The sequence below is a fragment of the Bacillus sp. AMCV2 genome, from assembly GCF_056033925.1.
The window spans coordinates 2,749,042-2,766,296 of record NZ_JBVYIB010000002.1 but is presented as its reverse complement, the minus strand read 5'-3'; the positions used below and the strand labels follow the sequence as shown (position 1 = coordinate 2,766,296).

Genomic DNA, 17,255 nt, shown 5'->3' with positions numbered 1-17,255 from the left:
AATGAATGCGGTTACAATTGTGATAGCGTCAATGTGTATTTTGGCTATTGCCTATCGTTTATACGGAACATTTATGATGGTGAAGGTTCTCAAAGTGAATGATGACAAGCCAACACCTGCTCATGCGCTTGAGGATGGGAAAGACTATGTGCCTACAAATAAATGGGTTTCGTTCGGCCATCACTTTGCCGCGATCGCAGCGGCCGGTCCGCTGGTCGGACCCATTCTGGCGGCGCAGTTTGGCTATTTGCCGGGATTATTGTGGCTGTTAATCGGGGCGGTAATTGGGGGAGCCGTCCATGATATTGTTGTGCTGTTTGCATCGATGCGCAAAAACGGAAAATCGCTGTCGGAAGTGGCGAAGGATGAGCTTGGCCCTGTTGCAGGATTTTGTACAGGACTGTCCATGCTGTTTATCATCACGATCACAATGGCGGGCCTGTCGATGGTTGTCTTGCATGCGCTTGAACGTAATCCATGGGGAACATTTGCGGTAGGGATTACGATTCCGATTGCGATGGGTGTGGGCTTATTTTATAAGAAAACGGGAAATTTAAAGCTCGCTTCAACGGTCGGCTTTCTCTTTTTAATGGCAGGAGTCTTTATCGGTCCATGGGTACAGACTACCGCGCTCGGTGACTTTTTAACGCTAGATACGAAAACGCTTGCAATCGCGCTTCCTGTTTATGCGTTTTTTGCGGCTGCGCTTCCCGTTTGGCTGCTTCTTGCTCCGCGTGATTATTTAAGCAGCTTTATGAAAATCGGTGTTTTTATCGCTTTGATTGTTGGTGTGTTTGTCGTCAATCCGTCCATTCCGTTCCCTGCGTTTACAGAATTCGTAAAAGGCGGCGGGCCGGTACTGGCAGGACCTGTCTGGCCGTTCATCTCAATAACCATTGCCTGCGGGGCGATCTCTGGGTTCCATGCCTTTGTCGGTTCAGGAACGACACCGAAAATGCTGAATAAATGGAGTGATATGAAGCCGGTTGCGTTTGGCGCAATGCTTGTTGAGTGTCTTGTCGGCATCATGGCGCTGATTGCAGCGACCGCTTTACAGCCTGCTGATTACTTTGCGATTAACAGCACGCCTGAGGTTTTCCGTACGCTTGGCATGAATATCGTACATTTGCCTGAATTGAGCAGGGAAATCGGTCTGGACTTAGAAGGAAGAACAGGGGGAGCCGTCACACTTGCGGTGGGAATGACTTATATTTTTACCGGAATGCCGTTTTTCAGCCATTTGGCCTCATACTTTTTCCAATTTGTCATTATGTTTGAAGCGGTCTTTATTTTAACAGCGATTGACGCCGGCACACGCGTTGCCCGTTATTTGATCCAGGATTTCTTCGGGGAGGTGTATAAACCGCTGAAGAAAACAGACTGGATTCCGGGCTCTGTATTTGCCAGCGCGCTTGCCTGTTTGATGTGGGGGTACTTGCTGTATTCAGGAGATATCGGTTCCATTTGGGCGCTGTTCGGCGTTTCTAATCAGCTGATGGCTTCAGTGGGGCTGATTATCGGAGCGACCATCGTGCTGAAAATCGCTGATAAACGCCGGTACATTCTGACTTGCCTTATCCCGCTTGCCTATTTATATGTCACTGTCAATTATGCGGGCTATTGGATGGTGCGCAATGTGTATCTCAATCCTGAAGCAGCAGGATATAGTGTATTGAATGGCGTATTATCTATCATCATGCTGGTGTTAGGCTTCATCATTATCGTGGCGGCTGTGAAAAAATGGGCGCAGATGTGGAAAGATCCGAGCTTAAGGATGGAAGCGTCTATACCGGGCTAGAAGGACTATTGAAAATGCTGAGGGGGGTTGGCAATGAATCTATCAATGAAATATCTTATTCTATACGTATCGGACAGCAAGCGGGCTATTCATTTTTACCGGGATATTTTAGGACTGCCGATTCGTGCTGAACACGGCACGTATGTCGAATTTGATACAGGGTCTACGATATTGGCGCTTAATACCCGGGAAAGCGCCAGAGACATCACGGCGCTGGACATTCCGGATACATCTGCTTCAAACACATTTGAAATCGGGTTTGTTACTGAAAATGTAGAAGCGGTCATCAAAAGGATGAGAGAACAAGGCGTCTCGATTATCGGGGAGCCGAAAGTGAAACCATGGGGGCAGACGGTCGCCTATATCGCTGATCCGGATGGACATTATATCGAAATTTGCAGTCCGATGGAATAACGCACAAAAGCCCAAAACAATTTCTGTTTTGGGCTTTCTCATGATGTTTTGTGCCCGGCTGCTTCCAATAGCAGATCAGCCAGGTGAACGGCTCTGACTTTACCGCTTAGTCCTTCGCGTTCAATCCCGAGCTTCATCTGCAGCAGGCAGCCGGGATTTGCTGTTACAATGAGGATCGCTTCGGTTGCTTTGACGGCAGCCATTTTGCTGTCCAGTATTTTCATAGACATTTCAGCTTCGACGATGTTGTAAATTCCCGCTGACCCGCAGCAGCTGTCTGCTTTCTCCATTTCTTTGAATTCCGCCCCTTTGATGCTTTTAAGAAGCTGGCGGGGCTCAAGCGACGTATGCATTACATTTCTTAGGTGGCATGAATCTTGGTAGGTAACGACCTGAGGTGTCTCGAGCGCTAAGTCCATTTGATGGAAATCGAGTTCAACCAAAACGGAAGAAAAATCCTTCAGCTTTTGAACAAAAGCGGCGGCTCGCTCCGACCATTCCGGGTCATCCTTCAGCAAATGATCATATTCGGTAAGAAAGGCTCCGCATCCTCCTGCGTTTGTAATGACTGCATCCACGTCTAATGCTTCGAAAGCAGCGATATTTTGTTTCGCGAGCTCTTTCCCTGTGTTTTTTTCACCGCTGTGTCCATGAAGCGCCCCGCAGCAAGCCTGTTCAGGCGGAATGACAATGTCGCAGCCTGCCAGCTGTAAAAGCTTCAGTGTGGCATTATTGGTCGGTAAAAACATTGTATCCATTAAGCAGCCCGAAAAAAAGGCGACCCGCTTTTTCATGGGGCCAATGGACGGCAGGAAACGCGGTCGATGTTTCATGTCTTTGCTTTTAGGAACATCAGGAAGAACGGCTTCCATCGTTCGCAAATGCTCAGGCAGGACCCGAAGCATGCCTGATTTTCGCACAGCGGTTTGCAGTCCTGACCGCTGATACAAACCGATAAGGCTTACAGCTGATCGCATGCGGTTTTGGTGCGGAAACAGCTCGTGAAAAGCCGTCTTTCGCATGACACGTGCGCCGAGCGAGTGTTTTTTGTTTTGGTGGATAATATCTCTGGCTTCCTCAAGCAGCTGTCCGTATTTCACGCCTGACGGGCATACAGGTTCACAGGCGCGGCAGCCGAGGCAAAGTGACAGCGACCGTTCGACATCTTCATCCGGTTCAATCATACCGTCGGCTACGGCTTTCATTAAGGCGATACGCCCACGCGGAGAGTGTGTTTCCTGAAATCCCGATTCGATATAGGTCGGACAGGAAGGAAGACAGAAGCCGCAGCGCATACAATTCAAAAGCTCGCCTTCATCCATGCGCTCTTTAAACTCATTTTGGATCTGTTTCATTTCTTTTTCTGTTGTCATCTTTCTGCCACCACACGTTTTCTGGCATCTTTCGCAAACACTTTGCCCGGATTTAATATGTTCTGGGGGTCAAATGCCGCTTTCAGCGCTTTCATCGCATCAATGCCTTCTTTTTTCAGCTTCATTTCCAAGTAAGGCGCTTTCATTTCCCCGACTCCGTGCTCTCCGGTTATCGTCCCGCCAAGTTCAATCGCTTTCTCAAAAATCTCGGCAAAAGCCTGTTCGACACGTTCCATTTCATCCTTATTTCTTATGTCTGTCGTGCAAGTCGGGTGCAGGTTCCCGTCTCCCGCATGGCCAAAGGTGCAGATGGAAATATCATATTTAGCAGCAATATCATTAATCGCTTTTACCATATTGGCGATTTCTGAGCGAGGAACGGTCGCATCCTCTAAAATCGTCGTTGGCTTGAGGCGGGCAAGGGCAGAAAGTGCAGAGCGCCGTGCTTCAGTCAGGGCGAATGCTTCCTCCTCCGTTTGTGCGGTCTGAACGGAAACGGCCTCGCCTTTTTTGCAAATCGCCTCAATCTTTTCCATATCCCGTTCAACAGTTTCAAATGGCCCGTCTTGTTCAATTAACAGAACCGCCTTTGCGTTTGTCGGCAGTCCGATTTTGGCATAATCCTCAATCACCAATAGTGTAGGCTGGTCGAGAAATTCAAGCGTGGCGGGTATGATTTTTGCGGCAATGATGTCTGATACCGTTTGAGCAGCGGCATCGATATTTTCATATAGGGCAAGCAGCGTCTTTTTTGTTTCAGGCTTTGGAACGAGCTTGACGATTGCCTCTGTCACAATGCCGAGTGTTCCTTCTGAGCCGACAAAAAGACGTGTGAGATCGTATCCGGCCACATCCTTTGCGAGTTTTCCGCCGGTGCGGATGATGTCACCATTTGCGAGCACAACCTCCAGTCCAATAACATAGTCGCGGGTGACGCCGTATTTTAATCCGCGGAGCCCGCCGGAATTTTCATTGATGTTTCCGCCCATGGTTGATATTTTCATAGAACTCGGGTCAGGCGGATAAAACAAACCTTTGCTTTCAACCGCGCGGATCATATCCAGCGTAATGACGCCCGGCTGAACTGTGGCAGTTAAATTTTCTTCATCAATCTCAAGAATCTGGTTCATGTGCTTAAAGAGAAGCACAAGTCCGCCTTCAGTCGGGCACGTGCCGCCGCACAGGTTTGTCCCTGATCCTCTTGGAACGATTGGCACTCGATGTTCGCTGCAAATTGTTAAAATGCGTGATACTTCATCAGTATTCCTCGGAGCAATCACGGCATCAGGCATAGACTGATACTGAGGCGCCGCATCATATGAATAGACGAGACGGCCGGCAGTCGAGTCATCAAAGTTTTCTGGTCCGGAGACCCGAATCAGCTGCTCCTTTACATCCTTGGTGATCATTTTACCCATCCCCCTGTCAAAAAACGCTTTCAATCTATTGTAAAAGAAAAAAAGCAAAGCCTTCCATGGAGAAACATACAAAAAATGAAACTGAAACTCTCTCTATTTTGTATCTTGATCTAAAAAATAGAGGGCGACGTACATCGTGACGATGTCCTCGGTACGGTCAAAACGTAAACCCGTCAGCTGTTCAGCCTTAGCCAGACGATATCGCAATGTATTGATATGAATATGCATATCTTCTGCGGTTTGTTTCAAAGACAAATCGAGATGAAAGAAAGTCCGTAACGTATTCATAAGTTCCTGATGCTCTAGCGCCTCTCCTAATACTCTTTGCGGAAATTCGTTTCGGGTTCCCGGGCTGATCTCCGTCAGACACATATCAAGCTTCAGATCCTCTTCAAATATGGGCGTTTTTCGCTTAAGGCTGACAGCCAGCGCTTTTTCCGCTTGCTCGTATGAATCTGTCAGGCTGGAGCTTGCGACAGCCCTTCCGGCGCCAGCTGCTGTATATTGGCTGCTTGCGGTATTGGCAAACGAACAAATGTGAAGGATCTTCCGTAAAAGCTGATCCCTTTGTTCATGCTGCGGCACTTCATGATTAATCAAAATCCGTTCATTTCCCCACCTGATGAACAAATCCGCAGGGTACGAGGATTTCCAGCTGCATGCCATTTTTTCAATATCATGACGTGACCACTCATACCCCTGAATAAGAATCATTTGGCGCCGGGAGGAAAGGTCAACACCAAGAAGCTGAGCTTTCTCAAGAAAACTGGGAGACCACTCCTTTAATTGCAGCCAATCGATCATAAAGGACTCCAGCATTCTCTCACGCCACTGGGATTGCTCTAAATGCCGCGATTCCTTAATGAACAGCTCTGTCATTTTTCGAAGCAGTTCTCCGAATGGCTGAATCTCTGCAGGCTCACCTGTCAGCCCGAAGACGGCGATCACATCATGGTCAAAAAATACAGGGAGGTTTATGCCTGCTTTCACTCCTTTTAACCTTGTTTCATCTTCTCTTGTAATAATCACGCTGCGTCTTTCTTTTGCGCAGATAAGCGCTCCCTCATGAAATTGTCCGACACGCTCATCGTTTGTGCCTGCCATAATAAGACCGTCCGTGTTTACAATAATGACTTCACGTTCGTACATTTTTTTAACTTCAGCAATAATTTTTTTCGCTAATAACGGCTGTAAAAACATGGCGTTCCCCCTCATCATGTTTTTATTATATAAGAAAAAAACCGGGCGCTGTCACCCGGTTTCATGTCTTATTCGGCGGGTTTTAATCCGCCTTCAAGCGTTTTCAGCATTTCGTTTTTCTCACTTTCAGATGCGTGCTGCCAAATGACTTCGAATAAAACGCCGAGCCCTGGAAGCATTTTTTCTTCACCGCTTTGAATCGCATCTACGATTGTATGCTCAAGCTGCTCCTGATTATTGCCGGTGACATTGGAGATGACGGCATGACGTAAATTAAGATCCATGTAAAACGCTCCTTTTTCTAAAATGTAATACGTATATTCTAACCCTGCACCTGGTTTATTATGTGCTGTTCTTGCGATATAATAACATCATGTTAAAAAAAGGAGCGCCACATAGACAGTGAAACAAATAGAATCGGCAAAAAACCAAAAAGTGAAGGATTGGAAAAAGCTTCACACAAAAAAAGAACGAACAAAAACAAATACATTTCTGATAGAGGGAGAACACCTCGTTGAAGAGGCGTTGAAAAGCCCGGGCATTGTGAAAGAAATCCTTGTAAAGGATGAAACGAAGATTCCTTCAGATCTTGAGACTGGTATCCAGTGCTATATGCTGAGTGAAGATGCGTTTTCAGCTGTGACTGAAACCGAAACGCCGCAGCAGATTGCCGCTGTGTGCCATATGCCTGAAGAAAAGCTGGCAACGGCACGCAAGGTGCTGCTGATTGACGCTGTTCAAGATCCGGGAAACCTTGGCACAATGATTCGAACGGCTGATGCGGCCGGTTTGGATGCGGTTGTACTCGGTGACGGCACGGCGGACGCCTTTAACGGAAAAACACTGCGATCTGCGCAAGGATCTCACTTCCATATTCCTGTTGTGAGAAGAAACCTGCCTTCATATGTGGACGAATTGAAGGCAGAGGGCGTAAAAGTATACGGCACGGCGCTGCAAAACGGAGCGCCTTATCAGGAGATTCCTCAGTCTGAATCCTTTGCGCTCATTGTAGGAAATGAAGGTGCAGGGGTGGATGCTGCATTGCTGGAAAAAACGGATTTGAACCTATACGTGCCGCTTTACGGACAGGCTGAATCACTAAACGTTGCGGTTGCGGCTGCCATCCTCGTGTATCACTTGCGAGGATAGTGTTGCGCCAAGCGTTGGATTTCTCTATAATAGAACATAATATTTCAAAAACCGTGACAGAGGACCTCAATTTCTGATCAACTGCTTTCCAGGGAGAAAATGCCGCTGACTGAGAGCATTTTTAACGCAGCCGGAAATTGGCTTCACCTCTTGAGTTGTCGCCGGGACCGCGTACACTGCGCGTAAAGGTGAACCGGAATCTGATTCCGTTATGTCAATGAAGCTGACGACAGCATCAGTCTGTCTGAAATAAGGGTGGTACCGCGGCCACAACTCGTCCCTTGTACAAGGGACGGGTTTTTTTTATTTTCCAAAGACATATGACGGTTTGTTTACATAAAAGGAGGATGCAAAATGGAAGAAAAGCTAAAACAGCTGGAACAAGAAGCTTTAGAACAAGTAGAAGCGGCAAGCTCATTGAAGGTTGTCAATGATATTCGGGTGCAATATCTCGGAAAAAAAGGGCCGATTACAGAAGTGCTGCGCGGAATGGGCAAGCTTTCTGCTGAGGAACGTCCAAAAATGGGGGCGCTCGCGAACGAAGTAAGGGAGCGTATTGCCAATGCGATTGCTGACAAAAACGAGAAGCTTGAAGAAGAGGAAATGAAGCAGAAGCTTGCAGGACAGACAATTGACGTCACGCTGCCGGGGAACCCTGTTGCAGTCGGCGGCCGCCATCCGCTCACTGTTGTCATTGAAGAAATTGAAGATTTATTTATCGGTATGGGCTACACAGTCGAGGAAGGGCCAGAGGTTGAAACGGATTACTACAACTTCGAATCGCTCAATCTTCCGAAAGAACACCCTGCGCGCGATATGCAGGACAGCTTTTACATCACAGAGGAGACTTTGATGAGAACGCAAACTTCTCCTGTCCAAACACGGACGATGGAAAAGCATGAAGGCAAAGGTCCCGTTAAAATCATTTGCCCGGGTAAAGTATATCGCCGTGATAACGATGATGCGACGCACTCTCACCAATTTATGCAAATTGAAGGGCTTGTCGTTGACAAAAACATCAGCATGAGTGATTTAAAAGGAACGCTTGAACTCGTTGCGAAAAAAATGTTCGGGCAAGACCGTGAAATCAGACTCCGCCCAAGCTTCTTCCCGTTTACTGAGCCTTCAGTAGAAGTGGATGTGACATGCTTTAAATGCGGTGGAAACGGCTGCTCAGTATGTAAAGGAACAGGCTGGATTGAAATCCTCGGTGCCGGAATGGTTCACCCGAACGTGCTTAAAATGGCTGGCTTTGATCCGAAGGAATATCAGGGCTTCGCATTCGGAATGGGTGTTGAGCGCATCGCCATGCTGAAATACGGCATTGATGATATCCGCCACTTCTATACAAACGATGTCAGATTTATTTCGCAGTTTAAACAGGCGTAAGAGGAGGATGCAAGGATGTTTGTTTCTTATAAATGGTTAGAGGATTATGTTGATTTAAAAGGCATGGACCCGGCTGTTCTTGCTGAAAAAATTACAAGAGCCGGTATTGAGGTTGAAGGAATTGAATACAAAGGAGAAGGCATCAAAGGCGTTGTCATCGGCCATGTGCTGGAGCGCGAGCAGCACCCGAATGCTGATAAGCTGAATAAGTGCCTTGTGGATATCGGTGCTGAAGCCCCTGTACAAATCATTTGCGGCGCGCCGAATGTGGATAAGGGACAAAAAGTCGCGGTTGCAACTGTCGGAGCGGTGCTGCCGGGCAATTTCAAAATCAAAAAAGCCAAGCTTCGCGGTGAAGAATCAAATGGCATGATCTGTTCCTTACAGGAGCTTGGTATCGAAAGCAAACTTGTGGCGAAGGAGTATGCAGAAGGCATTTTCGTATTCCCGAATGACGCTGAAACAGGAAGCGATGCCTTAGCGGCTTTACAGCTTGACGATGCGATTCTTGAGCTGGGTTTAACGCCAAACCGCGCCGATGCCATGAACATGCTTGGTGTTGCTTACGAGGTTGCCGCGATTTTAGACACTGAGGTAAAGCTTCCGCAAACGGATTACCCGGCTGCTTCAGAACAAGCGTCTGATTACATTGCAGTCAAAATTGAAGATCAAGAAGCGAACCCGCTGTACACTGCAAAAATCATTAAAAATGTCACGATTGCTCCATCACCGCTTTGGATGCAGACAAAGCTGATGAATGCAGGCATTCGTCCGCACAACAACGTCGTTGACATCACAAATTTTGTCCTGTTGGAATACGGACAGCCGCTTCATGCGTTTGATTATGACAGATTTGGCTCTAAGGAAGTCGTAGTAAGAAAAGCAGCTGAGAATGAAATGCTCGTAACTCTTGATGATCAAGAACGTAAGCTGTCCGCCGATCACCTTGTCATTACAAACGGAACGAAAGCGCAGGCCGTTGCGGGTGTCATGGGAGGAGCAGAGTCAGAGGTTCAGGAAGATACGAAAACGATTTTGCTTGAGGCTGCGTATTTCAATGGGCAGACGGTTCGCAAGGCTTCCAAAGACCTTGGTTTGAGAAGTGAATCAAGCGTAAGATTTGAAAAAGGAATTGATCCGGCGCGCGTACGTCTTGCAGCAGAACGGGCTGCGCAGCTGATCCATCTGTATGCCGGCGGTGAGGTGCTTGCTGGAACAGTTGAGGAAGATCACCTGACAATCGAAGCAAATAACATTCACGTATCTGCTGACAAAGTGAGCAGCGTTCTAGGCCTGACGATCAGTAAAGAAGAACTGATCAGCATTTATAAACGTCTCGGTTTTACGGTCGGTGAAGCGGGTGAACTTCTCGTTGTGACTGTCCCATCACGCCGAGGCGACATTATAATAGAAGAGGATTTAATCGAAGAAGCGGCAAGACTGTACGGCTACGATAACATTCCGTCTACGCTTCCTGAGACAGCGGGAACTACAGGCGGATTAACGCCTTACCAGGCAAAACGCCGTAAAGTCAGACGCTTCCTTGAAGGCGCAGGCTTATCACAAGCGATCACTTACTCACTGACAAACGAGAAGAAAGCGGCAGCGTTTGCGATTGAAAAATCACTGAATACTGTGCTTGCGCTTCCAATGAGTGAAGAAAGAAGCATTCTCAGACACAGTCTTGTTCCGAATCTGCTTGATTCTGTTTCTTACAACCTTGCGAGGCAGACTGACTCAGTTGCACTGTACGAAGTCGGCTCCGTTTTCCTGACGAAGGAAGAGGACACAAAACCTGTTGAAACAGAACGCGTAGCAGGAGCTGTTACCGGATTATGGCGCAAGCAGCTATGGCAGGGTGAAAAGAAACCAGTTGATTTCTTTGTTGTCAAAGGAATTGTGGAAGGGCTGTTAGACAAACTCAACGTCCTAGACAGAATTGAATTTGTACAGTCTGAACGCAAACAGCTGCATCCGGGCAGAACAGCGAACATTTTATTGAATGGTTCTCTGATCGGCTTCATCGGCCAAGTCCATCCTTCATTGGAAAAAGAACTGGATATAAAGGAAACATACGTATTTGAGCTCGATCTTCATGCGTTGCTCGCAGCAGAAACAGCACCGCTTGTTTACAAGGCGATTCCGAAATATCCGTCTGTGACACGTGATATCGCCCTTGTAACAGATAAAACCGTCACAAGCGGCCAGCTTGAGAGCGTCATTAAAGAGGCTGGCGGCAAGCTTCTGAAAGAGGTAACTGTCTTTGACGTATACGAAGGCGAACATATGGAGGAAGGCAAGAAGTCAGTCGCTTTCTCACTCCAGTATGTCAACCCTGAACAAACACTGACTGAAGAAGAAGTGACAAAGGCGCACAGCAAAGTGCTGAAAGCGTTAGAAGACACATATCAAGCTGTTTTAAGAGGCTGATAAAAAAGCTTGCAGAGAAATCTGCAAGCTTTTTTCTATGAACGTTTTTTATCAGCAAGGCGCTGCGCTTTTTGCGTATTGGCGAAATGGAGTTTTGTAAAGGTTCTGAGTGCAGATGCCCCTTTTTTGAGGATCAGCTTGGCGGCCGCTTCATCGACGTGCGGACCGGCCCCTTTTGGAAGCGTCATTCCTGCCTCGCGTGATAGTTTATCCATTTCCATTAAAAACGAATATCTTGCAATGATTGAAGCAGCGGCGACAGCCAGGTGAATGCCTTCAGCTTTTGTGCTAAAATAGGTCCGCTCCTTCACAATGTCTCTGCCCTTTAAATGATTGAAGTAGACGCCTGGCTCAGCGAATTGGTCAATCAAAATGGCTTCAGGCTTTACTCCATCCAATTTTCTTAATAAATGGGTGATCGCTTGATTGTGCAGCAAAGCTTTCATTTTCCCTTGGCTCATGCCTTTTTCCTGCATGCTGTTATACTTTTCATTCTTTAAAACCAGCAGGCTATATGGAATAGTTTTGATCAGGTTTCGGGCAATCTCGATGATTTGCGGATCTTTTAAATCTTTAGAATCCTTAACACCGAGTTCCTTCATTAAAGGAAGCATGGTTTTGTCGACGTACGCACATACAACCGTCATTGGGCCAAAGTAATCTCCGGTTCCGACTTCGTCAGAACCGATAACAGACATTCCGGCGATATCTGCCGGAGGGGCATAGCGGGGATCAGCCGGCTTTTTGGCCGTTTTCTTCTTTTCCTGAGGCTCCGCTGTTCCCCAGCGCGCGGATTCTGCCGCTGCGTTTTTGCCTTGAAACAAGACCTTGCCTGATTTATATGCTGTAATGGTACAGCCGGGCGGTTTCGCCTGAAAAACGGCTCCCTGCGGAACAGAGGCTGTAAGCGAACCACTGTATGTCATTTTCATTTGGTCAATAGCAGACAACGATACTTTTATCACTGAATGGGACACGTAATAATCTCCTTTTTTTACACTTTTCGCTGTATATACCAGTGTATCATAACAGCGGGAGGCTCGTCTTTCCATTCATTTAATAAACGTGTTATGATAAGAACTAGGATTCTCGCGGAATGGAGGAGAAACGTTGTCTGACGGCAAAAAAACAAAAACAACCGTTGACATTTACGGCCAGCACTTCACGATTGTCGGTGAAGAAAGCAGAGCCCATATGAGGTATGTCGCCGGAATTGTTGATGATAAAATGAGAGAAATCAATGAAAAAAATCCATACCTTGATATAAATAAACTTGCAGTGCTGACAGCGGTAAATGTGGTGCACGATTATGTCAAATTACAAGAGAAATGTGAAAAACTGGAGCGTCAGCTTAAAGAAAAGGATTGAACAACTATGCTAGATATCATCATCTTAATCTTGCTCCTGATGGGGACTTTACTGGGGTTAAAACGCGGTTTTATCCTGCAGTTTATCCGCTTGACGAGCTTTATTTTATCAATTGCCTTTGCGGCTTTATTCTATAAAAACGTGGCACCGCATTTACATTGGATTCCCGCACCCGATTTTTCAGCGGGACAGCCGGCTCTTTCTTTTTTTACGGGGAATTTGGAAGCAGCGTACTATAATGCGATTGCGTTTATCGTTTTATTTATCATTGCTAAAATCTTACTGAGAATCATCGGCTCGTTCCTGAGTATTGTAGCCGGCATTCCGGTGATTAAACAAATCAACCAGATGCTGGGAGCCGTTCTCGGTTTTCTAGAAGTCTATTTATTTACATTTGTGCTGCTGTATGTCGCATCCGTTCTGCCGGTAGATGCACTGCAGCAAATGATGGGGCAATCGTCTCTCGCAAATGTGATCATTAACCATACACCGTACTTGTCAGGGCTTTTACAAGAGCTGTGGACACAGTACGGGGCATAAAAAAACTTCTCTTGTCCGGAGAAGTTTTTTTCAAGTATGATGGAAACATATGTGAACGTCTGGGGGTTATGATATGCATAAAAAAGATATTATCCGGCTGCTTGAAACCATTGCAGTCTATATGGAACTCAAAGGGGACAACCCGTTTAAAGTATCCGCCTTCCGAAAAGCGGCGGCAGCCCTGGAACAGGACGACCGAAGCTTATCAGAAATGGACGATATGATGTCGCTGTCCGGCATTGGAAAAGGAACGTACAGCGTCATTAAAGAGTATATAGATGAAGGAAAGTCAAGCACGCTCGAATCGCTTCAGAAAGAAGTGCCGGAAGGACTCGTGCCTTTATTGAAGCTGCCGGGGCTCGGCGGCAAAAAAATCGCAAAGCTGTATAAAGAGCTCGGCGTACACGATGCAGAATCTCTAAAGGAAGCCTGTGAACAGCAAAAGGTGCAAGGTCTTGCGGGCTTTGGCAAAAAATCGGAAGAAAAAATATTACAGGCGCTCGGGGAAGCCGGAAAACAGCCTGAACGGTTCCCGATCGGCTACGCCCTCCGGATCGCGCGGGAAATTGAGGAGCATCTTTCTCAATTTACGCATATCATCAAATTTTCTCGTGCCGGAAGTCTCCGCAGAGCGCGGGAAACGGTGAAGGATCTGGATTATATCATTGCTACAGATCATCCGGCTGAAGTAAGAGAGCAGCTTCTTGAGCTGCCAAACATCAAAAGCGTGATCGCAAGCGGAGATACGAAGGTGTCCGTCATCCTTTCCTTTGAATATGAAACAAGCGTCGATTTCCGTCTTGTGACGGAAGAGCAGTTTCCGACAACACTCCATCATTTTACGGGATCAAAGGATCACAATATTAAAATGCGCCAAATCGCCAAAGAACGCGGCGAGCGGATCAGTGAATACGGCGTTGAGACAGTTGAAACCGGAGAGATCAAAACATTTCCGAGTGAACGTGAATTTTATGCGCACTTCGGCCTGCCGCTGATTCCGCCGGAAATTCGTGAAAGCGGACAGGAAGTGGAAACCTACAGCGACAGCATTGAACTGATAGAACCCGGGCAAATCAAAGGTGATCTCCACATGCACTCAACGTGGAGCGATGGTGCATTTTCGATCAGAGAGATGGCTGAAGCCTGCATCAAAAAAGGCTATCAATACATGGCGATCACCGATCACTCACAATATTTAAAGGTCGCCAACGGGCTTACTGCAGAAAGACTTAAGCAGCAGGCAAAAGAAATTGACGCACTGAATGCAGAGTTTGAAAACTTCCGTATTTTGAAAGGCGTTGAGATGGATATCCTGCCTGACGGTACGCTCGATTATGATGACGATGTGCTTGCGGAAATGGATATCGTTATTGCATCGATTCATTCCAGTTTTAATCAGCCGGAACACGTGATTATGAAACGGCTTGAGACGGCACTGACAAACAAGCATGTTGACATTATCGCACACCCGACCGGGCGCCTTATCGGCAGACGGGCCGGTTACGAAATCGATATTGATCAGCTGATTGAGCTTGCGAGGAAAACAAATACGGCGCTTGAACTCAACGCCAACCCTGCGCGCCTTGATCTGCGCACAGAGCATTTAATGAAAGCAAACGAACAAGGGGTTACATTGGTGATTAATACTGATGCCCATAATATTGAGATGTTAGACGATATGAAAACTGGCGTTACTGCCGCGCGCAAAGGATGGACGGAAACGAAAAACGTTCTGAATGCCCGGTCGCTTAAAGACGTAGAGGCATTTCTGAAGCGCAACGATTAAGTAAGGAGGCTCACACAATCGTGCAGCAAAAAGTATTATCAGCTCTTGAATTTCATAAAGTGAAAGAACAGGTTATTGGGCATGCCGCTTCATCGCTCGGAAAAGAAATGCTTCTCGAGCTTAAGCCTTCTGCTTCTATAGACGAAATCAAAAAACAGCTTGATGAAGTAGACGAAGCTTCTGACATTATCCGGCTGAGAGGCCAAGCGCCATTTGGCGGCCTTGTAGATATCAGAGGAGCGTTAAGACGGGCGGAAATCGGCAGCGTTCTCAGTCCTTCTGAATTCACTGAAATCTCAGGCCTGCTTTATGCAGTTAAACAAATGAAACATTTTATCACCCAAATGGCTGAAGACGGTGTCGACATTCCGCTGATCCATCAGCATGCTGAACAGCTTATCACGCTGTCCGATTTAGAGCGGGACATTAATTCCTGCATTGATGATCACGGAGAAGTGCTTGATCATGCATCGGAAACATTAAGAGGAATCCGCACACAGCTCAGAACACTCGAATCAAGAGTCAGAGACCGGTTAGAGTCGATGCTGCGTTCCTCTTCCGCTTCGAAAATGCTGTCTGATACGATTGTTACGATTCGGAATGACCGCTTTGTGATCCCGGTCAAACAGGAGTACAGATCCAGCTATGGGGGAATTGTGCACGACACCTCATCCTCTGGTGCGACACTATTCATTGAACCGCAGGCGATTGTAGATATGAACAATTCCCTTCAGCAGGCGAAAGTGAAAGAAAAGCAAGAAATTGAACGGATTTTGCGTGTGCTGACAGAGAAAACGGCAGAGCATACAGAGGAGCTATTTCTAGATTTGCAAGTGCTGCAGACGCTTGACTTTATTTTTGCAAAAGCTAGATATGCAAAAGCGGTTAAAGCGACAAAACCGATTATGAACGACACCGGCTTTATCCGTTTGAAAAAAGCCCGCCATCCATTGCTTCCGCCTGACCAGGTTGTTGCCAATGACATCGAGCTTGGCCGCGATTTTTCAACCATTGTCATCACAGGGCCAAACACCGGGGGGAAAACAGTCACCCTTAAAACGTTAGGCCTGCTAACCTTAATGGCGCAATCAGGTCTTCATATCCCGGCAGATGAAGGGTCAGAAGCGGCAGTATTTGAGCACGTATTCGCTGATATCGGTGATGAACAGTCGATTGAGCAAAGTTTAAGTACGTTCTCATCCCATATGGTGAACATTGTCGGCATTTTAGAACAGGTCAATGAAAACAGCCTTGTGCTTTTCGATGAACTTGGTGCAGGGACAGATCCGCAGGAGGGGGCGGCCCTCGCCATGAGCATCTTGGATGACGTGCATCGCACCAATGCACGAGTGTTAGCTACGACGCATTATCCGGAATTGAAGGCGTACGGCTATAACAGAGAAGGCGTCATGAATGCCAGCGTTGAATTTGACATTGAAACGCTGTCACCGACCTATAAACTTTTAATTGGTGTGCCGGGTCGAAGCAATGCTTTCGAAATTTCAAAACGCCTCGGGCTTCCGGACCATATCATCGGGCAGGCGAAGTCAGAAATGACGGCCGAGCATAACGAAGTCGATACGATGATTGCGTCGCTGGAACAAAGCAAAAAACGTGCGGAAGAAGAGCTTTCTGAGACAGAATCAATCAGAAAAGAAGCGGAAAAACTGCATAAAGAGCTGCAGCAGCAAATCATCGAGCTTAACAGCAAAAAAGACAAAATGCTTGAAGAGGCAGAACAGCAGGCTGCTGAAAAAGTAAAAGCGGCAATAAAAGAAGCCGAGGACATTATTCATGAATTGCGCTCCATAAAAGAAGAACACAAATCCTTCAAGGATCACGAGCTGATTAACGCGAAGAAACGGTTAGAAGGCGCTATGCCGGCTTTTGAAAAGTCCAAGAAACCGGAAAAGCCAAAAGCGCAAAAACGCGACTTTAAGCCTGGTGACGAGGTGAAAGTCCTCACTTTCGGGCAAAAAGGAACATTGCTCGAAAAAACAGGCGGCAATGAATGGAATGTTCAAATCGGTATTTTAAAGATGAAAGTAAAAGAAAAAGATCTGGAGTTTATCAAATCAGCTCCGGAGCCAAAAAAAGAAAAAATCATTACAGCGGTCAAGGGAAAGGACTATCACGTATCGCTTGAACTTGATCTCCGCGGCGAACGCTATGAAAATGCCCTCAGCCGGGTTGAAAAATACTTGGATGATGCGGTGTTAGCCGGATATCCAAGAGTGTCAATCATCCACGGAAAAGGAACCGGCGCTTTAAGAAAAGGCGTACAGGATCTTCTGAAAAACCACCGCAGCGTCAAAAGTTCCCGTTTCGGTGAAGCAGGTGAGGGAGGATCAGGCGTTACGGTTGTTGAACTAAAATAAAAGGGAGTATGG

Annotated in this window: 16 protein-coding genes; 10 read left to right on the top strand and 6 right to left on the bottom strand. The window is 46.8% G+C overall.

What is annotated here, in order from left to right; all coding sequences use genetic code 11:
* Position 1: 1 nt before the first annotated feature.
* Genes cstA through AC0OMA_RS14380 form a run of 3 tightly spaced genes read left to right on the top strand, consistent with a single transcriptional unit; the run spans position 2 to position 2,212 of the window.
* Entirely contained in the window at positions 2 to 1,798 is a 1,797-nt protein-coding gene (gene cstA / locus AC0OMA_RS14390) for a carbon starvation protein CstA (RefSeq protein WP_474222205.1), read from the top strand.
* Complete coding sequence (locus AC0OMA_RS14385; protein WP_100506469.1) at positions 1,741 to 1,929, top strand: hypothetical protein; 189 nt, start codon at positions 1,741 to 1,743, stop codon at positions 1,927 to 1,929. The genes cstA and AC0OMA_RS14385 overlap by 58 nt, the downstream gene beginning before the upstream one ends.
* Positions 1,844 to 2,212, top strand: coding sequence for a VOC family protein (locus tag AC0OMA_RS14380; protein ID WP_225510034.1), 369 nt, complete (start codon positions 1,844 to 1,846; stop codon positions 2,210 to 2,212). Before AC0OMA_RS14385 ends, AC0OMA_RS14380 begins: the two co-directional genes overlap by 86 nt.
* A gap of 38 nt (positions 2,213 to 2,250) precedes the next feature.
* On the opposite strand, the gene AC0OMA_RS14375 is transcribed toward AC0OMA_RS14380, so the two are convergent.
* The 4 genes from AC0OMA_RS14375 to sspI form a co-directional block, all read right to left on the bottom strand.
* Entirely contained in the window at positions 2,251 to 3,585 is a 1,335-nt protein-coding gene (locus AC0OMA_RS14375) for a (Fe-S)-binding protein (protein WP_100506470.1), read from the bottom strand.
* Positions 3,582 to 4,994, bottom strand: coding sequence for a glycolate oxidase subunit GlcD (gene glcD, locus AC0OMA_RS14370; RefSeq protein ID WP_327845060.1), 1,413 nt, complete (start codon positions 4,992 to 4,994; stop codon positions 3,582 to 3,584). Before glcD ends, AC0OMA_RS14375 begins: the two co-directional genes overlap by 4 nt.
* A 102-nt stretch (positions 4,995 to 5,096) precedes the next feature.
* Positions 5,097 to 6,203 carry a CdaR family transcriptional regulator gene (locus tag AC0OMA_RS14365; protein ID WP_474222204.1) on the bottom strand — a complete coding sequence of 369 codons (1,107 nt, stop codon included), beginning with the start codon at positions 6,201 to 6,203 and terminating at the stop codon, positions 5,097 to 5,099.
* A 68-nt stretch (positions 6,204 to 6,271) separates the two neighbouring features.
* Entirely contained in the window at positions 6,272 to 6,487 is a 216-nt protein-coding gene (sspI, locus tag AC0OMA_RS14360) for a small acid-soluble spore protein SspI (protein ID WP_021480275.1), read from the bottom strand.
* Positions 6,488 to 6,605: 118 nt separating this feature from the next.
* Between sspI and AC0OMA_RS14355 the strand changes: the two genes are divergently transcribed.
* Positions 6,606 to 7,352: a TrmH family RNA methyltransferase gene (locus AC0OMA_RS14355; RefSeq protein ID WP_015714484.1), complete on the top strand. Its 747-nt coding sequence runs from the start codon at positions 6,606 to 6,608 to the stop codon at positions 7,350 to 7,352.
* 66 nt (positions 7,353 to 7,418) lie between these two features.
* On the opposite strand, the gene AC0OMA_RS14350 is transcribed toward AC0OMA_RS14355, so the two are convergent.
* Positions 7,419 to 7,625: a hypothetical protein gene (locus AC0OMA_RS14350; RefSeq protein ID WP_004398812.1), complete on the bottom strand. Its 207-nt coding sequence runs from the start codon at positions 7,623 to 7,625 to the stop codon at positions 7,419 to 7,421.
* A gap of 81 nt (positions 7,626 to 7,706) precedes the next feature.
* Here AC0OMA_RS14350 and pheS point away from each other — a divergent pair, with 81 nt between their 5' ends.
* Together pheS and pheT are read left to right on the top strand one after the other, a co-directional pair.
* On the top strand, positions 7,707 to 8,741 hold the full coding sequence (gene pheS / locus AC0OMA_RS14345; protein ID WP_004398818.1) for a phenylalanine--tRNA ligase subunit alpha: 1,035 nt from the start codon (positions 7,707 to 7,709) through the stop codon (positions 8,739 to 8,741).
* A 15-nt stretch (positions 8,742 to 8,756) separates the two neighbouring features.
* Positions 8,757 to 11,171, top strand: a complete 2,415-nt coding sequence (pheT, locus tag AC0OMA_RS14340; protein ID WP_474222203.1) for a phenylalanine--tRNA ligase subunit beta — start codon at positions 8,757 to 8,759, stop codon at positions 11,169 to 11,171.
* Positions 11,172 to 11,206: 35 nt separating this feature from the next.
* On the opposite strand, the gene rnhC is transcribed toward pheT, so the two are convergent.
* Positions 11,207 to 12,148 (bottom strand): ribonuclease HIII, encoded by a 942-nt coding sequence (rnhC, locus tag AC0OMA_RS14335; RefSeq protein WP_015483536.1) that lies wholly within the window; start codon positions 12,146 to 12,148, stop codon positions 11,207 to 11,209.
* Between the two features lie 133 nt (positions 12,149 to 12,281).
* Here rnhC and zapA point away from each other — a divergent pair, with 133 nt between their 5' ends.
* From zapA to AC0OMA_RS14315, 4 genes are all read left to right on the top strand, one after another.
* Positions 12,282 to 12,539 (top strand): cell division protein ZapA, encoded by a 258-nt coding sequence (gene zapA, locus AC0OMA_RS14330; protein WP_003229534.1) that lies wholly within the window; start codon positions 12,282 to 12,284, stop codon positions 12,537 to 12,539.
* Between the two features lie 6 nt (positions 12,540 to 12,545).
* Complete coding sequence (locus AC0OMA_RS14325) at positions 12,546 to 13,079, top strand: CvpA family protein (RefSeq protein ID WP_003229537.1); 534 nt, start codon at positions 12,546 to 12,548, stop codon at positions 13,077 to 13,079.
* Positions 13,080 to 13,152: 73 nt separating this feature from the next.
* Complete coding sequence (gene polX / locus AC0OMA_RS14320) at positions 13,153 to 14,865, top strand: DNA polymerase/3'-5' exonuclease PolX (RefSeq protein WP_015384310.1); 1,713 nt, start codon at positions 13,153 to 13,155, stop codon at positions 14,863 to 14,865.
* A gap of 20 nt (positions 14,866 to 14,885) precedes the next feature.
* Positions 14,886 to 17,243 (top strand): endonuclease MutS2, encoded by a 2,358-nt coding sequence (locus tag AC0OMA_RS14315; RefSeq protein ID WP_015384309.1) that lies wholly within the window; start codon positions 14,886 to 14,888, stop codon positions 17,241 to 17,243.
* The last annotated feature ends 12 nt before the right edge of the window (positions 17,244 to 17,255 follow it).